This is a genomic window from Rhodococcus sp. JCM 9793 (genome assembly GCF_055380405.1).
The window spans coordinates 5,534,166-5,559,783 of the sequence record NZ_AP043721.1 but is presented as its reverse complement, the minus strand read 5'-3'; the positions used below and the strand labels follow the sequence as shown (position 1 = coordinate 5,559,783).

General features: G+C 64.3%; 26 protein-coding genes. 21 read left to right on the top strand and 5 right to left on the bottom strand.

Annotated elements, in window-relative coordinates:
- The first annotated feature begins 53 nt into the window (after positions 1–53).
- Both ACZ46K_RS27850 and ACZ46K_RS27845 read left to right on the top strand, forming a co-directional pair.
- On the top strand, positions 54–959 hold the full coding sequence (locus tag ACZ46K_RS27850) for a LysR family transcriptional regulator (protein WP_054809657.1): 906 nt from the start codon (positions 54–56) through the stop codon (positions 957–959).
- Between the two features lie 64 nt (positions 960–1,023).
- Positions 1,024–2,208: an alpha-hydroxy acid oxidase gene (locus tag ACZ46K_RS27845; RefSeq protein ID WP_464745945.1), complete on the top strand. Its 1,185-nt coding sequence runs from the start codon at positions 1,024–1,026 to the stop codon at positions 2,206–2,208.
- A 15-nt stretch (positions 2,209–2,223) separates the two neighbouring features.
- Here ACZ46K_RS27845 and ACZ46K_RS27840 read toward each other — a convergent pair whose 3' ends face one another.
- On the bottom strand, positions 2,224–2,784 hold the full coding sequence (locus tag ACZ46K_RS27840; protein ID WP_464745943.1) for a TetR/AcrR family transcriptional regulator: 561 nt from the start codon (positions 2,782–2,784) through the stop codon (positions 2,224–2,226).
- 205 nt (positions 2,785–2,989) lie between these two features.
- Between ACZ46K_RS27840 and ACZ46K_RS27835 the strand changes: the two genes are divergently transcribed.
- From ACZ46K_RS27835 to ACZ46K_RS27815, 5 genes are all read left to right on the top strand, one after another.
- Positions 2,990–3,727: an SDR family oxidoreductase gene (locus ACZ46K_RS27835; protein WP_054804819.1), complete on the top strand. Its 738-nt coding sequence runs from the start codon at positions 2,990–2,992 to the stop codon at positions 3,725–3,727.
- A 39-nt stretch (positions 3,728–3,766) separates the two neighbouring features.
- Positions 3,767–6,241: a CaiB/BaiF CoA transferase family protein gene (locus ACZ46K_RS27830; protein WP_464745940.1), complete on the top strand. Its 2,475-nt coding sequence runs from the start codon at positions 3,767–3,769 to the stop codon at positions 6,239–6,241.
- Positions 6,242–6,283: 42 nt separating this feature from the next.
- The gene (locus tag ACZ46K_RS27825) at positions 6,284–7,147 is read left to right on the top strand and encodes an SDR family oxidoreductase (protein ID WP_054809655.1); all 864 of its coding nucleotides are present in this window, start codon (positions 6,284–6,286) and stop codon (positions 7,145–7,147) included.
- Positions 7,148–7,309: 162 nt separating this feature from the next.
- Positions 7,310–8,209: an SDR family NAD(P)-dependent oxidoreductase gene (locus ACZ46K_RS27820; protein WP_054804817.1), complete on the top strand. Its 900-nt coding sequence runs from the start codon at positions 7,310–7,312 to the stop codon at positions 8,207–8,209.
- 16 nt (positions 8,210–8,225) lie between these two features.
- Positions 8,226–9,038, top strand: coding sequence for an SDR family oxidoreductase (locus ACZ46K_RS27815; protein ID WP_464745938.1), 813 nt, complete (start codon positions 8,226–8,228; stop codon positions 9,036–9,038).
- 94 nt (positions 9,039–9,132) lie between these two features.
- Here the strand turns inward: ACZ46K_RS27815 and ACZ46K_RS27810 are convergent, their stop codons facing one another.
- Positions 9,133–9,897, bottom strand: a complete 765-nt coding sequence (locus tag ACZ46K_RS27810; RefSeq protein ID WP_464745936.1) for an SDR family NAD(P)-dependent oxidoreductase — start codon at positions 9,895–9,897, stop codon at positions 9,133–9,135.
- Between the two features lie 175 nt (positions 9,898–10,072).
- On the opposite strand from ACZ46K_RS27810, the gene ACZ46K_RS27805 reads away from it, so the two are divergent.
- Genes ACZ46K_RS27805 through ACZ46K_RS27765 form a run of 9 tightly spaced genes read left to right on the top strand, consistent with a single transcriptional unit; the run spans position 10,073 to position 17,098 of the window.
- Positions 10,073–10,600 (top strand): DoxX family protein, encoded by a 528-nt coding sequence (locus tag ACZ46K_RS27805; RefSeq protein ID WP_464745935.1) that lies wholly within the window; start codon positions 10,073–10,075, stop codon positions 10,598–10,600.
- A 2-nt stretch (positions 10,601–10,602) separates the two neighbouring features.
- Entirely contained in the window at positions 10,603–11,058 is a 456-nt protein-coding gene (locus tag ACZ46K_RS27800) for a nuclear transport factor 2 family protein (protein ID WP_054809653.1), read from the top strand.
- Positions 11,055–11,789 carry a tyrosine-protein phosphatase gene (locus ACZ46K_RS27795; protein ID WP_464745933.1) on the top strand — a complete coding sequence of 245 codons (735 nt, stop codon included), beginning with the start codon at positions 11,055–11,057 and terminating at the stop codon, positions 11,787–11,789. Before ACZ46K_RS27800 ends, ACZ46K_RS27795 begins: the two co-directional genes overlap by 4 nt.
- A complete protein-coding gene (locus ACZ46K_RS27790; protein WP_054804837.1) occupies positions 11,786–12,601 on the top strand; it encodes an enoyl-CoA hydratase-related protein in 816 nt (271 codons plus the stop codon). Before ACZ46K_RS27795 ends, ACZ46K_RS27790 begins: the two co-directional genes overlap by 4 nt.
- Positions 12,602–12,659: 58 nt before the next feature.
- Positions 12,660–14,285, top strand: a complete 1,626-nt coding sequence (locus ACZ46K_RS27785) for an AMP-binding protein (RefSeq protein ID WP_464745931.1) — start codon at positions 12,660–12,662, stop codon at positions 14,283–14,285.
- Positions 14,282–15,274: an NAD(P)H-dependent flavin oxidoreductase gene (locus ACZ46K_RS27780; protein WP_054804816.1), complete on the top strand. Its 993-nt coding sequence runs from the start codon at positions 14,282–14,284 to the stop codon at positions 15,272–15,274. The genes ACZ46K_RS27785 and ACZ46K_RS27780 overlap by 4 nt, the downstream gene beginning before the upstream one ends.
- Complete coding sequence (locus ACZ46K_RS27775) at positions 15,271–15,495, top strand: PaaI family thioesterase (RefSeq protein WP_464745929.1); 225 nt, start codon at positions 15,271–15,273, stop codon at positions 15,493–15,495. Before ACZ46K_RS27780 ends, ACZ46K_RS27775 begins: the two co-directional genes overlap by 4 nt.
- Positions 15,492–16,298: an enoyl-CoA hydratase/isomerase family protein gene (locus tag ACZ46K_RS27770; RefSeq protein WP_054804815.1), complete on the top strand. Its 807-nt coding sequence runs from the start codon at positions 15,492–15,494 to the stop codon at positions 16,296–16,298. Before ACZ46K_RS27775 ends, ACZ46K_RS27770 begins: the two co-directional genes overlap by 4 nt.
- A gap of 11 nt (positions 16,299–16,309) precedes the next feature.
- Positions 16,310–17,098 carry an SDR family NAD(P)-dependent oxidoreductase gene (locus tag ACZ46K_RS27765; protein ID WP_054804814.1) on the top strand — a complete coding sequence of 263 codons (789 nt, stop codon included), beginning with the start codon at positions 16,310–16,312 and terminating at the stop codon, positions 17,096–17,098.
- A 44-nt stretch (positions 17,099–17,142) separates the two neighbouring features.
- On the opposite strand, the gene ACZ46K_RS27760 is transcribed toward ACZ46K_RS27765, so the two are convergent.
- Complete coding sequence (locus ACZ46K_RS27760) at positions 17,143–17,877, bottom strand: enoyl-CoA hydratase/isomerase family protein (protein WP_054804813.1); 735 nt, start codon at positions 17,875–17,877, stop codon at positions 17,143–17,145.
- Between the two features lie 69 nt (positions 17,878–17,946).
- Positions 17,947–18,726 carry an ATP-binding cassette domain-containing protein gene (locus tag ACZ46K_RS27755; protein ID WP_054804812.1) on the bottom strand — a complete coding sequence of 260 codons (780 nt, stop codon included), beginning with the start codon at positions 18,724–18,726 and terminating at the stop codon, positions 17,947–17,949.
- Positions 18,727–18,859: 133 nt separating this feature from the next.
- Between ACZ46K_RS27755 and ACZ46K_RS27750 the strand changes: the two genes are divergently transcribed.
- The 5 genes from ACZ46K_RS27750 to ACZ46K_RS27730 are packed head-to-tail and all read left to right on the top strand — an operon-like array spanning position 18,860 to position 24,920.
- Positions 18,860–20,395, top strand: coding sequence for an AMP-binding protein (locus tag ACZ46K_RS27750; RefSeq protein WP_054809952.1), 1,536 nt, complete (start codon positions 18,860–18,862; stop codon positions 20,393–20,395).
- 56 nt (positions 20,396–20,451) lie between these two features.
- Positions 20,452–22,035 (top strand): ABC transporter substrate-binding protein, encoded by a 1,584-nt coding sequence (locus ACZ46K_RS27745; protein WP_464745927.1) that lies wholly within the window; start codon positions 20,452–20,454, stop codon positions 22,033–22,035.
- Positions 22,032–22,982 (top strand): ABC transporter permease, encoded by a 951-nt coding sequence (locus ACZ46K_RS27740; protein ID WP_054809948.1) that lies wholly within the window; start codon positions 22,032–22,034, stop codon positions 22,980–22,982. The genes ACZ46K_RS27745 and ACZ46K_RS27740 overlap by 4 nt, the downstream gene beginning before the upstream one ends.
- Complete coding sequence (locus ACZ46K_RS27735) at positions 22,969–23,898, top strand: ABC transporter permease (RefSeq protein ID WP_464745925.1); 930 nt, start codon at positions 22,969–22,971, stop codon at positions 23,896–23,898. Before ACZ46K_RS27740 ends, ACZ46K_RS27735 begins: the two co-directional genes overlap by 14 nt.
- On the top strand, positions 23,895–24,920 hold the full coding sequence (locus tag ACZ46K_RS27730) for an ABC transporter ATP-binding protein (protein WP_054809950.1): 1,026 nt from the start codon (positions 23,895–23,897) through the stop codon (positions 24,918–24,920). Before ACZ46K_RS27735 ends, ACZ46K_RS27730 begins: the two co-directional genes overlap by 4 nt.
- Positions 24,921–24,945: 25 nt before the next feature.
- Here ACZ46K_RS27730 and ACZ46K_RS27725 read toward each other — a convergent pair whose 3' ends face one another.
- On the bottom strand, positions 24,946–25,545 hold the full coding sequence (locus ACZ46K_RS27725) for a TetR/AcrR family transcriptional regulator (RefSeq protein WP_464745924.1): 600 nt from the start codon (positions 25,543–25,545) through the stop codon (positions 24,946–24,948).
- Between the last annotated feature and the right edge of the window lie 73 nt (positions 25,546–25,618).

The window sequence follows — 25,618 nt, the reverse complement described above, 5'->3', positions numbered from 1 at the left end:
TTGTGTGTGCATGAACATGACCGCAATGGTCATGACCCTTGTAAGGTGGCCGAATGGAGGTTCGGCACCTGCGCTACTTCGTCGCGGTCGCGGAGGAACTCCACTTCGGTCGGGCCGCGCAGCGACTGCACATGGCTGCGCCGCCGCTGAGCCAGCGAATCCGCAGCCTCGAGCGGGAACTCGGCCGTGAACTGTTCCTCCGCAGTCACCATCGGGTGGCGCTGACCGACGCTGGTGAGGCCTTGCTTCCGCTCGCGCGGCAGGCGCTGGACACATTCGATGTCATTCCGGCGGCTCTCGGGGCAGCGGTGGCGCGCGTAGCCGTCATCGGAATCGCGCCGGACGTGCCGACCGAACTGCGCACCAATTGTCTCGAGCGGATCCGCCGGCACAGCCCTGATCTCCAGGTGCGCATCGAACCGGCGAGTACCGGGCCTCTGTACGAGGCGTTGCGGCGTCGCGAGGTCGACCTCGCCTTCGTGCACAGTCCCTCCCGGGACCCGCGGTTTCGTCACCGGAGGCTCCACTCGGAGTCGGCTGTCGTGGCGGTGACGCGGGGGATCGGATTCGATACGCGGACCGAGGTGAGGTTGGAGGAACTCGTCGACCTGCCGTATGCGTCCATACGGCACGATGCCGATTCGGTGCTCTACGGTCGCACCGACGCTTTGCTCACACGAGCAGGGATTCACGCGCGTCTCACCGTCGACAGCCACAACCTCGCCGACGTGGCCCAGATCGTTGCGACCGGGCCGGCATTTACATTCGTGGCGGTGTCGTCCGGCCAATCGCACAAGGCGTTTGCGGGGGAGCCGGTGGTTCTGTTGCAGCTCGTCGACGCGAACCTGCGCATCAACACCGACGTTGTGTGGGAAGCGGCCCGCGTGGTGCCCGGCGACGTGGTCCATGGTTTGGTGGCTGCGTTGTCGCCATCGGAAGATTCCCGCGATAGAGGTTGACTTAGTTATACACCTGAGTAATGGTAGTGATGACTCTGTGCCGAACGGCGGACAAGGTGAGTAGATGAAACTTGAGCGCTTGCTGAATCTCGCGGATGTGGAACGCGGCGCGCGGCGGCGGCTTCCTGCCCCGGTGTTCGACGTCATCGCCGGAGGCGCGGGTGACGAGCTCACTATCTCGGCGAACTCGTCCGCGTTCGACGAAATCAAGCTTCGACCGCGCAATCTCGTCGACATCACCGAGATCGATACCTCGACGACCGTTCTCGGGCGGCGAGTATCGATGCCTGTGCTGCTCGGCCCGGCGGGATACCAGCGCATGGCACACCGCGATGCCGAACTGGCGGTCGCGCGCGCCGCCGGTGCAGCGGGCGCCGGGTTCGCGCTCAGTACAGTGAGCAGCTACAAGCTGGAGGACGTCGCCGCAGAGGCGAGCGGGCCGAAGTGGTTTCAGCTGTACTTTCCGCCGGGTGGGCGCAGTCCGGAGAAGATCATCCGCCGCGCTGCGGCCGCTGGATTCGACGCTCTCTGCGTCACGATCGACACACCGACCAAGGGTCTGCGCGAACGCGACTCCCGAAACAACTTCTCCGTACCGTTACGAATTTCACCGAAACTCCTGGCCCAGGGCGCAATCCGGCCGTCGTGGGCTTTGGACTTCATGAGGGGCGGTGTAGGGCGGGGGAGTCTCGGCTTCAACCGCAAAGTGCTGTCGATGAAGGAGGCCGGAAACGCGCTGTCGAGCGCATTGCGACCCGTGACCGAAGATGACATCCGGCTCGTCCGCGAGCTATGGGACGGGCCGCTGGTGATCAAGGGTGTGCTGCGCGGCGACCAGGCCGCGCGACTCGTGGACTTGGGGGCCGACGGCATCGTCGTATCCAATCACGGTGGGCGCCAGCTTGATACCGCGACCTCGACTATCGAGGTTCTGCCCGAGGTCGTCGAGGCGGTTGCGGGAAGAGCCGAGGTCTACCTCGACGGGGGTGTGCGCCGAGGCACCGACGTCGCCAAGGCACTTGCGCTCGGCGCGCGGGCGGTGCTCATCGGACGCCCCTATCTGTACGGCCTCGCGGTGGGAGGAGAAGCCGGCGTGCGCCGAGTGCTGGACATCATGCAGGACGAGACCGAGAACGCTCTGGGCTTGCTGGGTTGCATCAACGTCGACGAGGTCGAGCGCAGCTGCGTTGTCCTGCCGAACGACCGTTGGTGGACGTCGGCACGGAATTTGCTCCCTGCCACCGACTGATCTGATCGGGCGCGGTCAGGATCCGAATCCTAGTGCTCTCGAGACGAAGTCGAAGATCTCGCCGAAGCCGAGGTGGTTGTCGTCGTCGGGCTTGCGTCGTCGTCTCGAAGAGACGTTCGTGACGATGTCCTGGATCATTGCAGCGTCGGATTCGGGAACGGTGTTCCGGAATGAGCCGTCTTGTGCACCCTCACGAAGGATGCTGACCAGAGGGTCGCGGTGCCGTGCCGAGATCTCCTCCATCGTGGCCGCATAGCCGACGGCGCGGACGATTTCGGTCGAGGCCATAACCGTGACCCGTCGGCGACGTCGGGGCTCGGAGGACAACGACAGGAAGAAACGGATCCACTCTTCGAGGCGGGCCGTCGGCGTACCCGCATTGCGTAGCCGGCCGGCGAGTTCGTCTGCCGCACGGCTGGTCTCCTCTGTCAGGATTGCCAGAAGAAGTTCGTCCTTGGACCGGAAATGCCGATAGAACGACCGGGTCGACAGCCCTGCTTCGGCGCAGATGGAGCCGACCGTCACTGGACCGGGACGCTCGTTCGACAGGGCGTGGTAAGCAGCTTTGATCATCATCGAGCGTTCCTCGGCCGGCTCGTGAAGGGGTTGCGGCCCAGGGCTGCGACGTTGCTGCGGCGGCATGAGATCTTGTCCTCCAACGGTTTCGGGTTGACAGTGCAGCGCTGTGTGATGAACACTACACCGGCAACTGAAAACTATATTTTCAGTTAGTGCTCGGCGGCCGCATCGCGGCGGTGGTCGATCCGGAGAGAGGGTTGCGGTGAAACGATTCGAAGGACGCGTCGTGATCGTGACCGGGGCAGCCCGAGGGCTCGGTCGGGACTACGTCCGGTATTTCGCGCAGGACGGCGCGAACGTGGTTGTGGCGGACGTGCGCGATACTCAGCCGGCTGCCGCCGAAGCGGCCTCTGAAGGCCCGCGGTGCATCGGGATCGAGGTCGACGTGACCGATCGTGGAAGTGTTGAAACGATGGCCGACAAGGTGCGGGCCGAGTTCGGCCGACTCGATGTGCTGGTCAGCAACGCCGGGTTGTGGCGAGGACTCGCCGAATCCGGCTTGCTCGATTGTCCCGACGAACTGTGGGACTCGGCGTGGTCTGTCAACGTGACCGGCACGTTGCGGTGCTTTCAGGCTGCCGTCCCCCTCATGCAGGAAGGAGGCTTCGGGCGTGTCGTCAATGTGTCATCGGTGGCTTCCCGGAGAAGCGGAAACGCCCACGGGCTCACCAAAAACGCGGTCGAGCGAATGACCGAGGGCATGGCACGCGAGGTGGGTGACCGCGGAATCACGGTCAACTGCATTGCGCCGGGCATTTCGGCCTTCGAAGCGGCGCAAGGGCAGATCGCTGCTGCCGAGTCGATCGTTGCCGGAAACACAATCAAGCGGGTCGGCACCAGCCGAGATCTGTACGAGGCGATCGCGTACCTGTGCGGGACGGGCGGCGACTGGATCACCGGTCAGACCGTGCGCATCGACGGCGGCGCCGGGATCGGCTGAACGACACCCATTCGTAGCGAGCATTCGAGGAATTGAAGAATGAATTCCACGCATCAGAGTCGATTCACCTCCGGCGAATCCGGTGTGGCCCCGCTCGCCGGTCTGACGGTCATCGATTTCTCGGCGACCCCGCCGGGTGCGCAGGTTACCCAGTTCCTCGCTGACGGAGGCGCCGACGTGATCTGTGTGGAGCCGCCCGGTGGAAGCCGGCTACGCGCACAGCCGGGATGGCCCGGGCTTGGTCGCGGAAAGCGCAGCATCGTGCTGGATCTGAAGGACGCGAGCGACCGTGCGGTGGCCGACGACCTGATCGCCGGAGCGGACGTCCTGGTCAGTACATGGCGTCCTCGGACGGCGGCTCGGCTCGGCCTCGGTCCTGCTGCTCTCGAGCGGCTCAACCCGCGGCTGGTCAGTGCCTCGATCACGGGCTGGGGCCAGTCGGGGCCATGGGCCGACCTGAAGGGCTACGAGGGCCTGGTCATGGCCAAGCTCGGCACCTTCCACGCCAAGGAAGCGATGGTGGCGCGTCCAGGACCGGCGTTCGTCTCGGTGCCCTACGCCGGCTGGGGCGCTACGCAGACGGCACTGCACGGAATTCTTACGGCTCTGTTCGACCGTGAGTCCACGTGCAGGGGCCAGAACGTTCAGGCCGATCTGGTCAGGGGTGTCACCGCGCTCGACACCTGGGCCTGGTACACGGAAATGGTGAGCGTGCGGTGGCCCGATGCCTATCGGAGTGTCAACGCGTTCGACGAGAACCTGGATCCGCAGGCGCCCTTGATCTATCCACTGTTGATCGCACCGACGAAGGATGGGCACTGGCTGCAGTTCGCGCAGACCGAACCGCGGCTGATCGTCGCTATGCTCGCCGAGTTCGGTCTTTCCGAGATCCTGTCCGACCCGAAATGGGTCGGATTCCCGGCGCTCGAGACGCAGGAGCTGCGAACCGAGCTGTGGGAGGTCATGATCGGAAAGGTCGGGGAGCGGACGCTGGCCGAGTGGCAGCAGGTGTTCGCCACAAATCCCAACGTCATGGCAGAGGTTTACCGCGCCGGTCCCGACGTCCTGGATCATCCTCAACTCACGCACGACGGTCGCATCGCCGTAACGGAGGACCGGTCCCTGGGTAAAATCCGGCAGCCGTCCACACTTGTTCACTGTGAGGAGCGGCCGTTGTGCCCGCCGCGGCCTGCGCCCGGTGTGGACGAACACGGAGCGGAACTGCGCGAGCGAGCCGAACGCGGTCTCGGCCATGCTGTGATCTCGGAATGCGGTGCTGAAGAGGGTCTTCCACTGGACGGAATTACTGTCGTCGAGTTCGCGCTGCAGTACGCTGGACCGTACGGCGCGACGTTGTTGACCGATTTGGGAGCCCGGGTAATCAAGGTGGAGAGCCTCGACGGTGACACGATCCGTAGGGTGACACCCTTCCCGGAGGCCAGTGGCGCCAAGGTGATGCAGGGCAAGGAAAGTATCTGCTTGGACTTGAGAACCGACGAGGGATTGCGCATCGCGCACGGTCTTGTCGAGAAGGCCGACGTCGTGCTGCAGAGCTTCCGTGCAGGCGCTGCGGAGCGAGCGAAGATCGATTCCATGTCGTTGAAGGCGATCAATCCGGATCTGGTCTATCTCAATGCGTCCGGTTACGGCACAGGAGGGCCGTTCGGGGCTCGGCCCGCATATGCGCCGTCGATCGGTGCTGCATTCGGGTTCGCGCTGACCGATACACCCGACGCCGCGGGAGTTGCCAGCGGTTCGCTTGCGGAGATCAAGGTCGCGGCGGCACGGCTCAATACTGCGACAGCTGTGCCTACAATCCAGGCCGACGGAGTGGCGGCCATGGCTGTGGCGTCTGCGATGTTGCTCGGTCTGCTGGCCCGCAAGCGCGGGCGGCCGCTGGGCGCACTCACCACCACAATGATCGCGTCGGCGAATCACGCGCTGCTCGATCGGGTCATCGACTACCCCGGTAAGCCTGCACCTCCGATGGTGGACGCCGGCGGCTACGGCTTCTCAGCGCTCTACCGGATGTATCGTGCGGCCGACGGCTGGGTTTTCCTAGCAGCACCGAAGGATTCCGAATGGGCCGCGCTCGTGGCAGCCCTTGCCGGTGAGGCGGATTTGACGCGGCCGCAATTTGCCACCTCCAGCGACCGCGCCGAGAACGAGGCAACTCTCGCCGACATTCTCGGAGTGGTATTCGCCCGCAAACCGGCTGCGGAGTGGGAGCAGACTCTGACCCGCGCTGATGTGGGGTGTGTCGAGGTCACCGAGATCCGCCCCGAACGGCACCTGCAGACGAACGATGCGTTGTCGGCGGAATATTGCACGACGGCGATGAGCCCCGTCTTCGACGAACACCTCCGGATGGGCCCGACCGTTCGATTTTCCCGGTCGTCCACCCAGGCCGAAGGTGGTTGTATGGCAGGTGATCACACGGACTCGATCCTCACCGAACTCGGGTTCGATGAGGCAGCTATCGCGGATCTGAGGGACCGCAGCATCGTCGGCTGAATACCCTGACCTCTTCGCCCGGCATATAAGGAGTAGTCGACAATGGACACAACTGGGAATGCGCTGCCCGTCGCGATCGTGATCGGAGGTAGCGGTGGTATGGGTCAGGCCTGCGCGCGCCGGCTGGCAACTGATCATCTCGTCGTTCTGGCAAACAGGGACGTGGGCAAGAGCGAGACGATCGCTCGGGAGTTCACGGAGGATGGCCTTCATGCCGTGGCTATCGCCTGCGATGTCACGCAGCCGACGTCGGTTTCTGAAATGGTGTTCCGTAGTGCCGAACTCGGAGCGATCGATGTGGTTGCACTCGTCGCGGGCCTGTCGCCGAACATGGCCGATGGGCGACGCATCATGCATGTGAATCTGGTCGGTGTCGCGACGGTCGTCGAGGCTGTCCTGCCCGTGATTGCACCGGGCGGGGTGGCGGTGCTCGTGTCGTCGGTCGCTGGGCACAATGCTGCTCCGGGTTCCGAGGTGACGGCGCTGCTCGACGATCCGTTGGCCGAGTCGTTCCTCGATGAACTCGAGGTGGCCCTGGGGCGCGAGATGACGGCTATGGAGGGTTATCAGTTCTCCAAGTTCGGGGAGATTCGGATGGCTCGTCGTCTGGTGACGCGGTTTGCGGAGCGTGGCGCGCGTATCGTGTCGCTGTCACCCGGAATCATCGAAACCCCCATGGGAGAACTCGAATTCAGAGAGAACCCACAGAAGCGAGTCTTGTTCCAGCGCAGTCCGCTCGCGCGGGTCGGCACTCTCGACGAAATCTGTGACGCGTTGGAGTTTCTTTGCTCGGACCGAGCGGCCTTCGTCACCGGTACGGACCTACTCGTCGATGGAGGCTTGACGTCCGCCATCAAGTTCGATCTGCCGGACCCCTCCAGAAGTCCGATCGATGCCACCTCGTAAGGCATCCGTGCCCGCGGACGGTTTGCAGGAAAGGCTGCCGTCATCACCGCTGGCTCGGGCTCGTGACTATCCCATCGGATAGCAGCGGCATGTCCTTTCAGGCACGTCAGTGATTGCTCCGCGTTGGTGAATGACGAACTACAGTGCACGAGAGGATGCGAGATGAAAACGCTTGATGGCAAGGTCGCGATCGTAACTGGAGCCGGTCGGGGACTCGGTCGATCCGAAGCGCTCGAACTTGCCCGTTTGGGAGCAAGGGTTGTCGTCAGCGACCTGCCTGTTGCTTCCGGCGCGGGAACCGAGCCGAGCGGGGCCGACCAGGTTGCGGAGGAGATCCGAGCGCTGGGCGGCGAAGCACTCGTTCACTACGGAGACGTATCGGACTGGGACAGCGCCGAAGTCCTGATCGCGCGTACCGTCGAAGAACTCGGCGGGCTGGACATTCTGGTCAACAACGCCGGGATTTCGCGGCCTGCCATGAGTTTCAACATGACCGAGCAGGATTGGGATGATGTGGTTCGCGTACATCTCAAGGGCACGTTCGCCCCGACCCGGTTCGCAGCTGCATATTGGCGTGAGCAGGCCAAGGCCGGGAGCCGCCTCGGTGGTGCCACTGTCGTGAACACCTCTTCCCCAAATGGATTGAACGGCGGTACTCCCGGCCACGTGAACTACTCGGTGGCCAAGACCGGAATCAACACAATCACCACCGCACTCGCTCGTGAACTCGCCCCCTACGGGGTGCGGTGCAATGCGGTAGCGCCGCTTGCTTACACGAGCATGACCGAATCACTCTGGGGAACCGAGATACTCCCCAGCACCCGGCGCCCAGAACTCGAACCCGCCAATGTCGCCGCAGTGGTCGGTTGGCTGGCGTCCCCTGACAGCGACCCGGTCACGGCCAAGGTTCTTGCAGTCGTCGGGTCGAAGTGCGTTCTGTGGAACAGCTGGGCGCCAGTAGAAGAGATACACACAGACGGTGCATGGACTTTCGATCAGATCGCCGAAAGCGCGCCGGCCCTGTTCAAGCAAGTTGATGCCGGATTGCCGCTGGAACTGTGACTGTGAGGAATCCGTGATGAGGAAGAGTGTGCAGGGAAAGACCGCCGTCATTACCGGCGGTGCGAGCGGTATCGGACGGGCCACAGCTCACTCGCTGGCACGGCGCGGGGCCCAGGTGATCGTCGCCGACATCGATGCCGATGGAGCGGACCGCGTGGCCGGGGAGATCTCCGAGCATGGTGGTCGTGCCACAGGTGTACGGTGTGACGTCCGCAGCGAGAGCGCCTTCGAGGAACTGAAGGCGTTTACGTTGGATACCCACCGACGAGTCGACATCGTGATGAACAACGTCGGTGCGCTCACCCGTGGCCTGCCCGACCACATCCCGGTGCACGAGTGGCACCGAATCTTCGACATCAATCTGTTCTCTGTGGTGCGCAGCAACGACGTGTTTCTGCCGTTGCTCGTCGAGCAGGGTAGCGGGCACATCGTGAACACCGCTTCCTTCGCAGGGTTGTACACCTACGCATACGACCGTCTGCCATACGCGGCAGCCAAAGCGGCGGTCGTGCAACTCTCTGAAGGTCTGGCTCTGTACCTCCGCCCGAAGGGCATCGGTGTCACGTTGCTGTGCCCGGGGCCGGTCCGGACCAACATCGCGGCGTCAGTTCCACCGGGCTTCGGTCCCGCGACCGGGACCCGGGGTCCCGGAGCTCAGTTCGAGTTTCTCGAACCGGAGGTTGTCGGTGAGCAGGTCGCCGACGCCATCGTCAACGACACCTTCTGGCTGCCCACCGACCCTCAGGTTCGCGATGCCCTCGTGCAACGTGCGTCGGACTGGAACACCTTCATCGACGAGAAGGCCAAGGAGATCGCATCCTCGGATTGAGCGGCTCAGCACCGATGCAACGCTGACGAGGGGGCCTGCCGATGCGATCATCGGTCGACCCCCTCTCTGCCGGGGTTGTTCGGGAATGCCTGGTTTAGACGGGACCCATGCGGATTGCGCCGTCGATCCGGATGGTTTCGCCGTTGATCATGGCGTTGTCGACGATCGACAGGGCCAACTTGGCATACTCAGCCGGAACTCCCAGGCGCGACGGGTGAGGGACCTGCGACGCGAGAGATTCGCGGACCTTGTCGGAGATGTTGTTCAGAATCGGTGTCTCGAATGTGCCGGGAGCGATCGTGACGACGCGAACGAGCTTGCGCGCGAGGTCGCGTGCGCCGACGAGAGTCAGGCCCACGATGCCTGCCTTGGCTGAGGCGTAGGGCACCTGGCCGATCTGGCCTTCGAAGGCTGCGACGGACGCGGTCATGATGACAACGCCGCGCTCTCCGCCGACTTCTTCGCTCTTGACCATGCGTGCCGCGGCCAGACGCAGCACGTTGAAGCTGCCGACGAGATTGATGTCGACGACCTCCTGGTAGAGGTCGAGGTTGCCGGGCGTGCCGTCCTTCTCGACGAGGCGCAACTTGCCTCCACGGCCGGCGCAGTGCACGACGGCGCGCAACGGGGCCTTCTTTTCGGCCTCGGCGAGTGCAGCGTCGACGGCATCTGCGTCGCGAACGTCAGCAGGTGCGAACGTCGCGAGTTCGCCGAGTTCCTTGGCGACGGTCTCGCCGTCGGAGGACGGGAGGTCGATGATGACGGTCGGGACGCCTCGCGCGATGAACGCCTCAGCGGTTGCCCGCCCGAGGCCGGAGGCGCCGCCGGTGACCGCGGCGGACGCGTTGGTGAGATCCATGGAAAGGTGACCTTTCGTTCGTACGGAACTGGACAAACAGGTACTGCTCGGGAGCTTGGAACGTCTATCCTTGCCGACAACCTAGTTATACAGGTAATACTTGTGTAGCAGGATTGGTGCGGAGTCGGCAACGCATCCGTCCGCGAGTGGTCATGTCGAGGGAAACGGAGCTGAAGTGGACGCGATCGACACCGGCCTAGTGATACTCCGAGTGCTTCTGGGGTTGACGATGGCCGCCCACGGATACGGCAAACTCTTCCGCGGCGGCCGGATCCCCGGCACAGCCGGATGGTTCGACAGCATGGGTATGCGACCCGGCAAGGCGCACGCATGGCTTGCCGCGCTTACCGAAGTCGGAGCAGGTATCGCTCTTGCGCTGGGCATGCTCACCCCCTTCGCCGCCGCCGGATTCGTCTCGCTCATGTTCGTCGCCGCGTGGACCGTGCATCGCGGCAAGGGCTTCTTCGTGACGGCAGACGGCTGGGAGTACAACCTCGTGCTGGCCGGGGGAGCAGTGGCTGTCGCAATAATGGGCGCCGGTAGCGCGAGCCTCGATCACCTGATCTTCGGCGGCAACCTGCTCGATGGCTGGATCGGCGGTGCACTCGCGCTGATCGGTGGCCTGGCCGCGGCCGGCATCCTGCTCGGAACGTGCTACCGCCCCGCGCCGAAGCACAGCGATGAGTCGGTGACGGTGTCGTGACGATGGACTTTACGGAGCTACACGCCCGCGAATGCGTTCGCGACACCGTCGCCCGGTACACGCATGCAGGCGACGGTGGGAAGCTCACGGAGCTCGCCGCGTGCTTCACACCGGACGGAACGCTCGAGGTCAAGGGCCGGTCCAGTGCAACGGGTCGGAATGCGATCGTCGAGATGCTCGGTGGCGGCGCCGCTCCGGGCGAGTCACCGCTGACCGAATCGGGCAAAAAGTTCTTTCAGCGACACTTCGTCGCGAATCTGACGTTCGACCTGATCACGCCCGAGCGCATCGACACGCGCGCCTACTTCGTGGTGTTCGGCCCCGACGGTGCGGACCACTGGGGAAGATATCGGGACGTGTTCGTTCCGGTCGGCGACTCTTGGCTCATCGCGCACCGGGTGGCAGCGTTGGATGCCATGGCACCCGACTCGTTTCTCGCAGCCCGGTGGTCGAAGTGACCGCGCGCGGATTCGTCAACCTCCGCGACGTGGGTGGGCTGCCGCTCGTCGACGGAGGGGTGACCGCGCATGGCGTCCTGTACCGCGGCGACGCCCCCTACCCGGGCGACTCGGTCCTCCCCGAACTCGACTCCTGGCCGCCGAGCACCGTCGTCGATCTGCGGGGTGATGCCGAACGTGATCGATTCGCGTACGGCTGGCCGAACGGCACGGTGGTACACAACATGCCACTGTTCGATTCAGCCGCGCCCGGAGCGCGGCCGGCCGACCTGCAGTCGCTCTACGCACTGATGCTCTACTACAACGAAACTCGGGCGGGAGAAATCCTCGGACTCGTCGTCGAACCCGAAGGCCCCGTCCTGCTGCACTGCACTGCCGGCAAGGACCGCACGGGCGTCCTCGTCGCGGTGTTGCTGCTCGCTGCAGGTGTCGATCCGGATGCCGTAGTCGACGACTACGTCCGTAGCGAAGAAGCGCTGTTCGACCTCATCGACCGATGGCTCGATGTGGGCGTCCGTACACGGAACTCTCCGCCACTCGCCGAACAGTTTCTGCGTGCACCCGCCGACGCGATCTCGCCGATCGTCGAGCAACTCACGTCGGCACCCGGGGGACCGGCACAGTGGATGCTCGACCACGGCGCGAACCCCGCACACCTCGATACATGGCGAGCTCGGATGAACGGCGTTGCAGCGCCGGCGACAGGGCCACAGGAAGGGTTCGGGTCATGACTCACACACGGACCGACGTCACCGCACCGTCGACGCTGACGGAACTCCGGGACGGAGTACTCATCATCACGCTCAACAGACCCCACGCCCGCAACGCGATGAATGCGGACATGGCCGAACAGATCGGTGACGCGCTCGAACGCGCGCACCACGATCCTGACGTGCGGGTGGTGGTCCTCACCGGTGCCGGTGAACAGGCGTTCTGCGGCGGCGGGGACCTCGTCGCGATGTCCGAAGGGCAGTCCCTCGAACCAGCCGATCCCGTCAAGGAAGCGTGGGGCTTCGGCGGAGTGTGCAGGCACCCCATCGACAAGCCGATCATCGCGGCCGTCAACGGTTTTGCTGTCGGCGGCGGAGCTCAGATCGTTCTCACATGTGACCTCGTCGTGGCAGAGGAGAGCGCCGTGTTCTCCCTCCCCGAGGTCGGCAACGGCCTCGTTGCCTCGTCCGGCGCGGCAGTGCGGCTTCCTGCGTGGCTACCCCGGCCGATCGCCATGGAACTTCTGCTGCTGGGGCGCCGATTCACTGCCGCCGAAGCCCACGCGTGGGGACTCGTCAACCGTGTCGTGCCGCCCGGACGCGCTCTCGAAGAGGCTTTCGCGATGGCCGAGACCATCGGCAGGCAGGCGCCGCTTGCGGTGCAGGCCACCAAGCGTGTGGTGGCGGGCATCGTCGACCGCGAGTTCGTCACCGAACATGATGCCTGGGAAAGAAATCTGATCGAGACTGCTGCGAACCGGGCCACCGAGGACGCGAAAGAAGGCCCCCGCGCGTTCGCCGAGAAGCGCCGACCTGTGTGGCTGGGCCGGTAATTCCTACCCCTTGCGTCTTTCCGTACTACGCCGACCGACCAGAACCGAGGCGCCCGAGATGACAGCACCCGAAATCACCACCTACGACCCCGATGCGTTACGCGAGTTGTGGTACCGCGAAGGCTTCTACAGCGAGCTCACGTGGCCCGACGTGCTTGCCGAGAGTTGTGTTTCGGGAGCATCAGCGACCATCGTGTATGCCGATGCCGAAGGTGGGCAACTCGTCACGACGGTCGGCGAGATCCACACGCTCGCCCAGCGTGTCGCCGCGGCACTGCAGGATCGTGGCGTCCGCGCAGGAGACGCGGTCGCTGTGCAGCTTCCCAACGGGATCGAAGCCTCGGTTGCGTACGAGGCGGTGCTGCTGACAGGCGCGGTTCTCGTCCCGATCGTGCACATCTACGGACCGAACGAGGTCCGCTTCATCCTTGAACAGTCGGGCGCAAAGGTTCTCGTCCAGCCCGATCGCTGGCGGTCGGTCGAGTACGGTGACCGTGTTGCCGTGTACTCCGATATCCCCACTCTCGAACACGTCGTGGTGGTCGGTGATGCCGTACCCGCCGACGCATGCGAGTGGAAGGAATTCGTCACCACCACATCGGTGTATATGCCGCCGACCGTTCATGCGGACGACGTCGCGCTGCTGATCTACACCTCGGGCACCACATCTGCGCCCAAGGGCGTACAGCACAGCCACAATTCGCTGCTCGCCGAGCAACGGTCGGCACCGCAGTACCTTGGTGCAGGCGACGACGCCGTACAGCTCGTCTCGTTCCCGCCCGGCCACATTGCGGGCGTCGGCAGCGTGCTGCGGCCGCTGCTCCACGGCCACGATACGGTCTACATGGACACGTGGGATCCGTCCCTCGCAGTCGAGTTGATCGCTCGGCACCATGTCACCGCGACGTCGGGGACCCCGTTCCACCTCGCGGGCATGCTCGACCTCGGCGATGTCGCCGGGAAGCTCGCGACGATGCGTGAGTTCCTCATCGGTGCGGCCACCGTGCCGGAAGAACTGGTTCGACGTGCGGCGACCGTCGGCATCAGCACATACCGCTGTTACGGGTCGACCGAACAGCCCACCATCACCTCGGGTTCCGCAGTCGATCCCGAGGTCGCACGCCTCGGAACCGACGGATCGCCGCTCCCGGGTGTGCGAGTGCGCATCGTCGACGAGGTCGGCGCCGATGTGCCCACCGGCACCGACGGCGAGGTCGTCACGCGCGGGCCCGACCAGTTCGTCGGCTACCGAGATGCGAGTCTGAACGCCTCGGCATTCACCGTCGACGGCTGGATGCGCACTGGTGACCTGGGCCATCTCGACGCCGACGGTCGGCTCACGATCACCGACCGCATCAAGGACGTGGTGATCCGCGCGGGTGAAACCATCTCGTCGGGTCAGCTCGAGGATGTGCTTGTCACCCACCCGGCGGTGGCCGAGGGCGCAATCGTTGCAGCACCCGACCCTCGATACGGCGAAGTCGTCGCCGCAGTCGTCGTGCCTGTGCCCGGCACCGATATCGATCTCGACAGCATTCGCGAGCACTTCGCGAAATCCGGTCTCGCGAAGCAGAAGACCCCCGAGCGATTTGTTCTCGTCGACTCACTCCCACGCACGGCGTTGGGCAAGATCCGCAAGGCCGAACTGCGCGCCGAGCATTTCCCGAAGGGCGGTATCCGATGAGTGTGCGCTGGCAGGACTTACGGGTGCCGGTGATGGCGGCACCGATGTTCATCGTCTCGAATCTCGACCTCGTGATCGCTGCGTGCCGGGCGGGTGTCATCGGCGCATTCCCCTCTGCGAATCCGCGGGCTCCCGAGACACTCGACGATTGGCTCGGCGCAATCCGCGCTGCTGAGCGCGAAAGCATCGATCGTGGTGAGCCGTTCGCGCCGTTCTGTGTGAACTTGCTCGCGTCGTCCGCGGTCGACAAGAACAAGCGTGACCGTGCACTCGCGACCGTCGCGAAACACGAAGCACCGCTGATACTCACCAACATGGGTGATCCGAAGGAGGTCGTGGACGCCGCGCACGGCTGGGGCGGTACGGTGTTCCATGACGTGACGACCATCCGGCACGCAGAAAAGGCGATCGAGGCCGGTGTCGACGGGCTCATGCTGGTGTGTGCAGGAGCAGGTGGGCACGCGGGTACATTGTCGCCGTTCTCTTTCCTACCGCAGGTGCGTCGCATCTTCGACGGACCCATCATGCTGGCCGGTGGTATCGCCGACGGACACGGAATCGCCGCAGCACTCGCGCTCGGGGCCGACCTCGTGGTGATGGGCACCCGGTTCATCGCGACCCTCGAATCGGGCACGGTCGACGACCACAAAGACATGCTCGTGGATTCGCGCAGCGAGGACGTATTGTTCACCGACGCGATTGCAGGCTTGCCCGCCAGCTTCCTTTCGCCATCCATTGCCGCGAACGGGCTCGACCCTGCAGACCTGCCGAAACCACTGGCGAAACACCGCCCGAACCTGCCCGCCGGTGTGAAACCGTGGAAGACGGTGTTCAGTGGAGGTCATTCGACCGGTTTGATCCATGATGTTCCGCCGGTGGCGGGCGTGGTCGACCGGCTGGCACACGAATTGGGCGCGGCCCGAGAGGCCGGCGACTGGCGCACTGCGCTCGCGGCCGCGGTGGCCCGGACAAAGGACGAGCGATCATGACGAGTACTCCTGGTTCGTCCTCGACGGCCTTCATTCGAGCGGTAGGCGCGGGAAATGTGCTCACCGCAGAGGCGACCCCTATCCACCGCGGGCGGACCCAGCAGCTGTGGCAGGTCGAGATCGTCGGGCCGGACGACCGGCTCGTGTCCCGCGGAGCCGTCCGATTGGCGAATCTCGAAACCCGCGGAGATCATCCAGGCAATGAATCGAGGAGTTCATGACCGACGTATTGTCGATCGAGTATCCACAAGCGGGTGTCAAGATTTTGCGGATGAACCGCCCGGACAAGCTCAATGCATTGGATATCGAGCTTGCCGCGGCACTGCATCGGGAATTCGATGCGCTCGCATCGGATCGTACGACTCGGGTGGTTGTCCTCACCGGAGCCGGGCGCGGCTTCTGCGCGGGGCTCGATCTCGACGGATACGGCGAAGTGCCCGGCACCGAGCAGTCCGGGGATGTGCACCGGACGCTCGCGCGGCAGCAGGACATCGCCTCGCTCGTTCAGAAGATCCGGAGGCTGCCCCAGGTCTTTGTCGCTGCGGTCAACGGTCCTGCGGCCGGTGGGGGTTTCGCGCTGGTATGTGCGTGCGACGTGCGAATCGCCGCCGAAAGTGCTGTCTTCGCAGTGTCGTTCATCAAGGTCGGCTTCTCCGGTTGCGATATCGGCACATCCTGGTTGCTGCCGCGCATCGTAGGCGCTGGTCGCGCACATGAACTCATGCTCACTGCAAGAAAATTCGGTGCCGATGAAGCACTACGGATCGGTCTGCTCGCCGATGTCGTTGCCGATGACCGACTGGACGGCCGCATCGACACCTGCGTCAGCGATCTGCTCGCGGCACCACCGTTGTCACTGGCGTTGACCAAGCGCGGCATGTGGCTCTCGCTCGAGATGCCGTCGTTCGACACTGCCGTCGAATTCGAGAACCGGCAGCAGGTTCTCACCTCCGTGACGGTCGACCAGTCGGAAGCGATGGCTGCATTCGTGGAGAAGCGGTCGCCCTCCTACGAGAACCGATGAGAGAAGATTCTGTGAGTAACGAGGATCCGAAACGTGAAGCGCCGGTCGTCCTGATCAGCGGGGCGGGCCGCGGAACCGGTCGTGCGATTGCGCTGCGTCTGGCGCGCGAAGGGTTTGACGTCGCCGGCTTGTATGCGCGAAACGACGAAGCTGCCGAAAGTACGCGAGCTGAGGTGGAGTCGACCGGTGTGCAGTGCCGAATGTATCGGTGCGACGTCGCGGACGCAGCCGCCGTCGCGGAACGGGTCGAGCAGGTATCGGCCGATTTCGCCCGCATCGACGCATTGGTCCACAACGCCGGAATCGCCAGCCGAGGAAAGACCGTGGCCGACACGGAACCGGCGGAGATGGCCAGGGTGATCGGCGTGCACGCATTCGGCGCATTCCATCTGTTGTCGGCAGCGATTCCGATACTGCGCAAGTCCGATCGGGCGTCGGTCGTGCTGATCTCCAGCACCGCGGCGGCGACGGCGGCGCCGGGTAACGCGCCGTACACGATCGGCAAGGTGGCGCTCGAGGCGCTGGGCAGGACCGTTGCTGCCGAAGAAGCCTGCAACGGTATCCGCGTGAACATCGTGGCGCCCGGCCTTATCGCCACCGAAATGGGGGATCGTTTGGCCCGGGCCGTCACCGGCGCTGCAGGCGCGACCGAACTGGACGCCCAGATGCCGTTCGGGCGAGTCACCCGACCGGAAGACGTCGCGGAAACGGTGGAGTTCCTGATCTCCGACCGCGCTCGTCAGGTCACCGGCCAGCGCATCGAAGTGCACGGTGGCGTGCCTGGCGTGCCGAAAGTCTGATCGGGGTCGTCATTCGATCTCGTAGCGGTATGCCCGCGGACCCGTCACTCGGTCCGCGGGCCGATAGCCGGAAGCGCTCGCGCTGCTTCGTACTCCGCCGCGAGCGCGTCGAGTATCGTCTGCTTGCGATTCGCGGAGAGCAGGCGTTTCGACGCGACAATCGATTCCGGTGCGAAGTCCGCAATCGTCCGGGCATACCTGCGAACGACCTCGTCGAAGTCTGCCAGCGGAATCTCGGCAGCGGCCAGGCCCAGACGCACCGTCTCGGCCGAGTCGATCCACCGGGAACTGAGGACGACGTCCATCGCCGCTTGCCGGCCGATCAACGCCGGCAGGAGGTGACTGCTGCCTGCCTCGGGCACGGTCCCCAATGCCGTGAACGGTGCGCGGAGCCTGCATCCCTCGGCGACGAGGACGACGTCGCACAGCAACAGCAGTGTCATTCCGAATCCCACCGCAACACCGTGGGGGGCTGCGACAACCGGTTTCGACATCCCCGCCAGAGTCCCCACAAGGTCGGCGAACCGTGTTCTCAGCTCCTCCGGATCGGAGAACGTCAGGGCATCCAGATCGACGCCGCTCGAGAATCCCCTTCCCGCACCACGAATGAGGACGACTCGGACGGAGGCGTCCAGATCGGCGTCTGCGAGAGCGTGAGTCAGCTGTAGATAACCTGTGGAGGTGAAGGCGTTGAGACGTGCTGGACGATCAAGAGTCACCAGGCGGATTCCATCGGTGACTTCTACGTGGATCTCGGTGGGTGACAATGTGTCGGACATTCATCTTCCTTCATAGGGAGTGGAGGTGCACGTTCCTTGGGCCGCGGAGCGCACGCCGCGCGGCATCCGTCACACCGCTGCGGCTTCGGGCAGTTCCGGGATCGCAGACAGCAGGGTTCGGGTGTACTCCTGTTGGGGATCGGCGAAGAGTACGTCGGTGGCTGCGTACTCCACGATCCTGCCGGACTGCATCACCGCGACCGAATGCGCGAGCTTCTCGACAAGCGCCAGGTCATGGGTGACAAATAGGTAGGACACGCCCCGCTCCTGCTGGATGTCCAGGAGCAGGTTGATGACCTGCGCCTGAACGGATACATCCAGGGCCGCGACGGGCTCGTCGCACACGATCAACGACGGATCCGTGCTCAGCGCGCGCGCAATCGCCGCTCGCTGCAGCTGGCCACCGGACAGGACGGTGGGGTAGCGATCGAGTAGATGCGTGCCGAGGCCGACGCTGTCGAGCAGCGCAGCGGCACGATCCTTCAATTCGCCGCGAGGGCACAGGCCGTGTACGAGGAGTGGTTCGGCGACCGCCTTCCAGATGCGCATCCGCGGGTTCAGGGATGAGAACGGATCCTGGAAGATCATTTGCGCGTCGCGCCGGAAGCTCCTCAGGTCGGCACCACGCAGGCTGCGGAGATCCCGTCCGCGAAATGTGATCTCGCCCGAGTCCGCGTCGGTCAGTCGCAAGACGAGGCGGCCCGTCGTGGATTTTCCTGCGCCGGATTCGCCTACCAGAGCCAGGGTTTCACCCTCGCCCACAGTGAAGGATACGTCGTCGACCGCTGGCCGCGACGCAGATCCGTGCGTGAATGTCTTCGACAGGGAGTGAACGTCGAGAAGAGTCATGATGCTCCATCGGGTCAGTGGATGTCACGGGGTTGTGTGATGTGGGCAACATAGTATACAAAGTGTTCTAAGTGAAGTTGCGATTTTGCCGTTCATTTCAGGGCGGCCTCGTGGAGGGATTGCTGTGACGGCGATGAACCTGACGGATCTGGCGGCAAACTACGAGAGCAAGCCGGCGGTGGTGATGGCCGGCAGCGGCGACATGCTGAGCTACCGCGAACTCGAAGACTCGTCCAACCGCATCGCTCACCTGTTCCGGCAGCGTGGCCTGCAGGCGGGTGACCACATCGCGGTGCTCATGGAGAACTGCCTGGACGTGTTCCCCGTCGTCTGGGCCGCGCAGCGCGCGGGTCTCCTCTACACGCCCGTCAACTGGCATCTTGCAGACGATGAGGCGGCGTACATAGTCGAGAACTGCGGCGCCCGAGTGCTCGTGCATTCCGAACAACTCGACCGGCTCGCTTCCGTCATCGAGTCCGGAAACTCCGCTCTTGAAGCAAGATTGACGGTGGGCCACGTGTCCGTGAGTGGGGCCGAGCGGCTCGCCGATGCGATTGTCGCACTTCCCGATACCCCGATCCACGACGAGTTCGAGGGGTATTACATGTTCTATTCGTCCGGCACGACCGGGCGTCCCAAAGGCATCCTGCCTGTACTGACCGGCGCACCTTTCGGGACCGGACTGACCATCGACTCGACGATGCGAAATGCCTTCGGGTTCGGCTCGGACACCGTGTATCTGAGCCCTGGACCTCTCTACCACGCCGCGCCCCTCGGATGGAGCATGGGCGCCGTCCGCAACGGCGGCACAGCAATCGTCATGGAGCGGTTCGATGCCGAAGGCGCACTGTCCGCGATCGAGCGGCAGCGGATCACGCACGCCCAGTTCGTGCCCACCATGTTCGTGCGCATGCTCAAACTTCCGGACGAGACCCGGACCCGGTATGACGTGGAGAGCCTGCGCGTGGTCATCCACGCGGCCGCGCCGTGCCCGGTCGAGGTCAAAGAACGCATGATCGAGTGGTTCGGCCCGAAGATCCTCGAATTCTATGGGGCCACCGAGGGCAACGGATTCTTCCTGATCACCACACCGGAGTGGCTCGAGCATCGGGGGTCGGTCGGCAGACCGCTCCTCGGCGGAGTGCACATCTGTGATGACGACGGAAACGAACTCGAGCAGGGAGAAGTCGGCAGCATCTGGATGAGCGGCACGGCGAAGTTCGAGTACCACGACGAGACCGACAAGACCTCCGGTGCGTACAACGACAAGGGGTGGAGCACGCTCGGCGACCTCGGACACGTGGACGAGGACGGCTACCTCTACCTGTCTGCCCGACGCACCGACCTGATTCTGTCCGGCGGGGTGAACATCTATCCGCAAGAGATCGAGGACGCGCTCACCATGCATCCGTCGGTACTCGACGTCGCGGTGGTCGGTCTACCCGACGACGAGATGGGGCAGCGGGTGCACGCGGTGGTGACGCCGGCCGACGGCATCGCTGCAGACGAGGCTCTCGTGGCCGAGCTGATTACTCATGCACGGGACAAACTTGCACATTTCAAGGCGCCCCGGACTGTCGAGTTCGGTGAGGTACCGCGCTTGCCGAGCGGCAAGATCCTCAAGCGCACATTGCTTGCCCGTTACGAGGGCACGAGCGTCACGCAGTAACGAGTCGACGCCGCGGGGAGCGGTATCTCGGTCACATCGAGTTCGTAAGGAGAACTATGGCCGTTCACAGATCGCGGCGCCACGTCGGGGCAGCGGTTCTTGTCGTGATAATGCTCGCCGCCGGCTGCGGATACGGGCCGGGTAGTGCGTCCGAGGCGCCGGACCCCGACACCGCGGTCCTCGACCGCGGGGCGGACCTCATTGCTGCCACTACTGCGGTGCCGACCGGCTTCGACCCGCACCGTGAGCGCACGTCGGGTGAACGCGTGTATTACTACCCGGTTTTCGATCGCCTGACCAGGGCCGAAAACGGTGGGGAGATCGTGCCGATGCTCGCCGAATCGTGGGTTACCGCTCCCGACGCGATGTCGATGTCTATGGTGCTCCACGATGGCGTCGAGTTCCACGACGGCACACCGTTCGATGCCTCGGCGCTGGTCGCGTCGATCACGCGTGCGCAGCAGTTGCCGGACTCGGTGGTGGCTCCATTCCTGGCAACTCTCGAGCGCATCGAGATCGTGGGCGATCACGAGGTGGTGTTCCACTACTCGGCGCCTACGCCGGATATGCCCACCGTCCTCGCCGGGCCGGCCGGTGCGATGATCAGCCCCGCCGCACTCGCCGACCCGAACCGCGACCTACGGGTCGATCCGGGTACCGCGGGCACCGGTCCATATCTCGTCGATACCTTTGTGCCGAGCCAGTCGGTGAGCTATGTCCGTGCCGCAGAGGAGAACTGGGATCCTGAGGCGGGCGCGCTGGCAAATCTGGAGATTCGCTTCATCGCCGACGACCGTACCCGTGACTCCGCGATCCGTTCCGGGGAAATCGACGTGTCCTACGTCAACTCAGTGGTCGCGCAAGGAGTGCGGCAGGCTCAGCTGGCCGCCCAGGGCAGTACTTTGCGGCTCGTCGAGGTGCCGACCAGCCAGCTCGCGGCATTGTGGGTGCAATCCGATCGGCTGCCCGATCCTCGAGTTCGCGAAGCGCTGGTGCGCGGGATCGACCGCGAGGCAATCGCAGAGGGCTACTACCAAGGTGATTGCGTTCCGTCCGCGCAGCTGCCGAGGGAGGGATTTCCAGGTTATGTCGAGAACTTCACCGATCCGTATCCGCACGATCCAGTGAAGGCCCGGGAACTCGCTGAGGCGGCCGGCTGGACGAAGTTCGAGATTTCCTACACCGCAGGCCGCGAAGCGCTCCCGGTGATCGCGGCCGACAATCTTGCCGAGATCGGTGTCGAGACGGTGCTCCGGCCGGGCACAAGCATCGAGGCACTCACTGCATTCCGCACTGCACAGTCCGATTCGTTCATGTACTCGATGGCGTCCGAGGGCACGGTAGCCGACACAGTGAAGTGGACCATGGCCGACTCCCGGCTCTCGTACGACGATCCCGAGCTTGCCGCACTAGCCGAACAGGCTTCCAGGGCGGTCGATCCGCAGGAACGCGAACGGATCAACGCGCAACTGGTGACTGCTCTGGCCGAAGCTGCGATCTTCGTTCCGATCTGCCACTACAACACGTACTTCCTCATAGCGTCCGACGTGGTCGGCTTCGACGAGGCGCTCAACGGTGAGTCCCAGTTCATGATGGACCTGCGCTACGTCGGGCGGGTCGGAGAGGCAGAGCCGTCGTGACGACACTGCGCCGGGTAGTCATCACGACCCCGGTCCTGTTCCTGCTGGTCACCTTCTCGGTCTTCGCGATGATGGCGGCTGCGCCGGGAGACCCTGCTATCGACCTTGCCGGACAGAATGCTACGGACGAGGATATCGCCCGCGTGCGTGGTGAATTGGGTCTGGATCAACCGTTCTTCATTCGGTACTGGAATTGGCTCTCGTCGGCCCTGACGGGCGATCTCGGTACGTCCTACAGCAGACGGCAGCCCGTCACCGAGCTCATCGGTTCGCGACTCGAACCGACCCTGTCGCTCGCGCTGGTCGCGATTGTCATTGCGATCGTTCTGGGTGTGGGCCTGGGCATCGTCGCCACCGTGCGCCCCGGAGGGGTGATCGACCGGATCGTCGGTGTGGTGTCCGCGGCAGGTATCGCACTCCCGCAGTTCTGGGTCGGCATGCTTCTGGTCATGGTCTTCGCGCTGACCCTGCGCACCATGCCTGCCACCGGATACGTTCCGTTGTCCGAGGGAGTGGCCCCGTGGGCAGCGCATGTGGTGTTGCCTGCGGTCGCCTTGGCCATCATGCCTGCCGCCGAGCTCGCCCGGCACACCCGAGGCTCGGTGCTCGAAGTGCTGGACAAGGACCACATTCTCACCGCGCGAGCAAAGGGTATGCCGACCTGGCGGATCTACACGATGCACGTCGTGCGCAATGCGGGCATCCCGATCGTCACCGTGCTGGGTATCCGCATCGCGCAGTTGCTCGGCGGCACGGTCGTGATCGAAACCGTTTTCGGCATCCAGGGCCTCGGAACCTTGACCATCGACTCCGTGCTTGGACGTGACATTCCGACGATTCTCGGGATCGTCGCGCTCGCCGCTGCTGTCGTTCTGGTGATCAACCTGCTCGTCGATCTTTCCTATCGCTTCATCGACCCGAGGACGGTCAACCGTGTCGCTGCATGATGAAAAGGTCCGGGCCCCGGCCCCTGTCGCGCCTCCGGCATCGGCCGAAGCCGAGAAGCTCCCCGCCGCGGACGCGAGTATGGTCGCCACGACCGTACGCACATTGTGTCGAGATCGAGCCACACTGTGTGCCCTCGTCTTTCTTGGGTTCGTCACGCTCGTGGCAATTGTCGGTCCGCTCGTCGTGTCCACCGACCCCAACACCTTGAACCTGCGGCATGCCCTGGTATCACCGAATTCCGAATTCTGGCTCGGCACCGATGATCTCGGTCGTGATCAGTTCAGCCGACTGGTTGACGCGACGCGCGTGACCATGATTGCGGCGACAGAGGCTGTGCTCGTGTCGGTGATCATCGGTCTGCCGCTGGGGCTGGTATCCGGATACTTCGGGGGGAGGATCGACGCGGTGTTCGGCCGGCTCAACGATGCGCTGATGAGCGTGCCCGCCCTCCTGCTCGCCGTGACTGTTGTGGCGGTAGTCGGACCGGGCCTGACGACCGCAATGTTCGCGATCGGCGTGGTGTTCTCACCTTCGATCTTCCGCATTGTCCGCGGTGCCACGATGGCGGTGCGTTCCGAAACATATGTGGAAGCTGCCGTGGCGATCGGATGCCGGCCTCTGCGCATCATGTTCGTCCATGTGCTGCGTAACACCTTTCCGCCGGTACTTGTTCAGGTCAGCTTGCTGTTCGGTATCGCAATGATCGCCGAGGCGAACCTCAGCTTCCTCGGCTTGGGTGTGACCCCACCGCAGGCGAGTTGGGGATCGTTGCTGCGCACCGCGTTCGACAACTTCTATGCGGCACCGTTCTTGATGTTTGCGCCGGGCTTGGCCATCGCGTTGACGGTTCTGGCGTTCTCCCAGATCGGTGACGGTCTGCGCACTGCTGTCGGCGACACGAAGGGGACACGATGAGCAAGCAGAGTGCTACTGGAGGAGATGTCGTTCTCGAAGCGCGCGACCTCACGATCGAGTTCGGTCACGGGCTCGATGTGATTCGGCCGGTCGACGGCGTCGACCTGGTACTGCGACGCGGTGAAATGCTTGGGCTGGTAGGTGAATCCGGTTCGGGTAAGAGTGTCACGTCTCTCGCGATCACCGGCTTGACGGAGTACACCGGTGGTCGCATTGTGTCCGGCAGCGTCCGTCTCGGTGACATCGATGTCCTTGCGCTCACGCCCAAGCAGCGCAGTGCGATTCTCGGTCGCGATATCGGTATGATCTTCCAGCAGCCACGCCGCAGTTTGAATCCGACGATGTCGGTCGGGGGACAGATTGCGGAATCGGTGCGGCGTCATCGCGGTGGTAGTCGTAAGGAGGCGTGGGCGCGGGCTGTGGAGATGCTCGACCGGGTGAGGATCCCGGACGCGGCGCGGCGTGCGCACGAGATGCCGTTCAGCTTCAGTGGGGGTATGGCGCAGCGCGTCATGATCGCGATGGCGCTTGCGTGTGAACCGTCCGTCCTGGTAGCCGACGAACCGACGACCGCGCTCGATGCAACCGTGCAGGCCCGCGTGATGGAGTTGCTCGCCGAACTGCAGCACGACCTCGATGTCGCGGTTCTGCTCATCACGCACGATCTGGGCGTCGCGTCGGGGGCGTGTGATCGGATTGCGGTGATGTACTGCGGGCAGATCGTGGAGGAAGGGCCGACGTCAGAAGTACTGGTCGGGGCATCACACCCGTACACGAAAGGCCTGCTGGCCGCGACACCGCGCCGTGGTCGTGGTCGTGGTCGTGGCGGTAGGCTCGAACCCATCCCCGGCAGCGTGCCCCCTCCGAAAGCGATTCCTGCCGGCTGCCGGTTCCACCCTCGCTGCGCGATGTCCACACCCGGCGCGTGCGACACACGGCCGGTTCTTCTCGAATCCCAGTACGAAGGACGCGCCGATCGATGCGTGCATCCGGAGAATGGTCCGGTCCCCGCGCGGGCGTGAGGGCTGCTACACCTACTTTGCGTCCTCACCCCCGCGTTTGTGCGCTGTCCACGCCCACATCCGCCAGTACGCCCCGGACTACCGTCTCGTAGATGCGGTCGAGGTCTATCTCGTTGCCGAGGAACCCGCTGCTCTCGAGGATCGCGAAGCCGTGCAGAGCCGAGAACATCCCGATCGTGACTTCGAGCGCCCGCTCTTCGGGGACTCCGCACGAGTCCAGCATCGACCCCAGGGCGGCATTCGCATCGAGGCCTGCCGCGATCAGGCCGTCGCGGTCGACCGGAGCGGTGGTCAAGGCCTGGTAGCGGCGCGGGTGTGTCGTGGCCCAGGCCCGGTGGGCATCGATCAACGCACGTAGGCCATCTTTGCCGCTGCGTCCCATCGCCACCTCGCGCAGGTGTATCCCTAGGTCGGTCATGGCGCGCGCCTGCACTGCAGCCCGGACGTCGTCGAGGCCGCGGACGTGGTTGTAGAGGGAGGCTGCGACGATGCCGAGCCGGCTCGACAGGGTGCTCATCGTGAGCTGCTCCCATCCGGCCTCGTCTACGGCGGCGAGGGCGGCGTCGATCACCTTGTCGCGCGTGAGAGTTCGTCGTCTGACCGGTCGGGAATTGTCACGTGCCATGAATTCAGTCTAAGGGGCTTCCATTACAAACGAAGGTATGTAGTTTATAAACGATAGCCGTTCGCCACCGACT

Excerpts from the sequence above, each read along its gene's own strand:
- ACZ46K_RS27850 (WP_054809657.1), top strand. The coding sequence starts at position 54 with ATGGAGGTTCGGCACCTGCGCTACTTCGTCGCGGTCGCGGAGGAACTC.
- ACZ46K_RS27845 (WP_464745945.1), top strand. The coding sequence starts at position 1,024 with ATGAAACTTGAGCGCTTGCTGAATCTCGCGGATGTGGAACGCGGCGCG.
- ACZ46K_RS27840 (WP_464745943.1), bottom strand. The coding sequence starts at position 2,784 with ATGATGATCAAAGCTGCTTACCACGCCCTGTCGAACGAGCGTCCCGGT.
- ACZ46K_RS27830 (WP_464745940.1), top strand. The coding sequence starts at position 3,767 with ATGAATTCCACGCATCAGAGTCGATTCACCTCCGGCGAATCCGGTGTG.
- ACZ46K_RS27825 (WP_054809655.1), top strand. The coding sequence starts at position 6,284 with ATGGACACAACTGGGAATGCGCTGCCCGTCGCGATCGTGATCGGAGGT.
- ACZ46K_RS27820 (WP_054804817.1), top strand. The coding sequence starts at position 7,310 with ATGAAAACGCTTGATGGCAAGGTCGCGATCGTAACTGGAGCCGGTCGG.
- ACZ46K_RS27815 (WP_464745938.1), top strand. The coding sequence starts at position 8,226 with ATGAGGAAGAGTGTGCAGGGAAAGACCGCCGTCATTACCGGCGGTGCG.
- ACZ46K_RS27810 (WP_464745936.1), bottom strand. The coding sequence starts at position 9,897 with ATGGATCTCACCAACGCGTCCGCCGCGGTCACCGGCGGCGCCTCCGGC.
- ACZ46K_RS27800 (WP_054809653.1), top strand. The coding sequence starts at position 10,603 with ATGGACTTTACGGAGCTACACGCCCGCGAATGCGTTCGCGACACCGTC.
- ACZ46K_RS27790 (WP_054804837.1), top strand. The coding sequence starts at position 11,786 with ATGACTCACACACGGACCGACGTCACCGCACCGTCGACGCTGACGGAA.
- ACZ46K_RS27785 (WP_464745931.1), top strand. The coding sequence starts at position 12,660 with ATGACAGCACCCGAAATCACCACCTACGACCCCGATGCGTTACGCGAG.
- ACZ46K_RS27780 (WP_054804816.1), top strand. The coding sequence starts at position 14,282 with ATGAGTGTGCGCTGGCAGGACTTACGGGTGCCGGTGATGGCGGCACCG.
- ACZ46K_RS27775 (WP_464745929.1), top strand. The coding sequence starts at position 15,271 with ATGACGAGTACTCCTGGTTCGTCCTCGACGGCCTTCATTCGAGCGGTA.
- ACZ46K_RS27770 (WP_054804815.1), top strand. The coding sequence starts at position 15,492 with ATGACCGACGTATTGTCGATCGAGTATCCACAAGCGGGTGTCAAGATT.
- ACZ46K_RS27760 (WP_054804813.1), bottom strand. The coding sequence starts at position 17,877 with ATGTCCGACACATTGTCACCCACCGAGATCCACGTAGAAGTCACCGAT.
- ACZ46K_RS27755 (WP_054804812.1), bottom strand. The coding sequence starts at position 18,726 with ATGACTCTTCTCGACGTTCACTCCCTGTCGAAGACATTCACGCACGGA.
- ACZ46K_RS27750 (WP_054809952.1), top strand. The coding sequence starts at position 18,860 with ATGAACCTGACGGATCTGGCGGCAAACTACGAGAGCAAGCCGGCGGTG.
- ACZ46K_RS27745 (WP_464745927.1), top strand. The coding sequence starts at position 20,452 with ATGGCCGTTCACAGATCGCGGCGCCACGTCGGGGCAGCGGTTCTTGTC.
- ACZ46K_RS27730 (WP_054809950.1), top strand. The coding sequence starts at position 23,895 with ATGAGCAAGCAGAGTGCTACTGGAGGAGATGTCGTTCTCGAAGCGCGC.
- ACZ46K_RS27725 (WP_464745924.1), bottom strand. The coding sequence starts at position 25,545 with ATGGCACGTGACAATTCCCGACCGGTCAGACGACGAACTCTCACGCGC.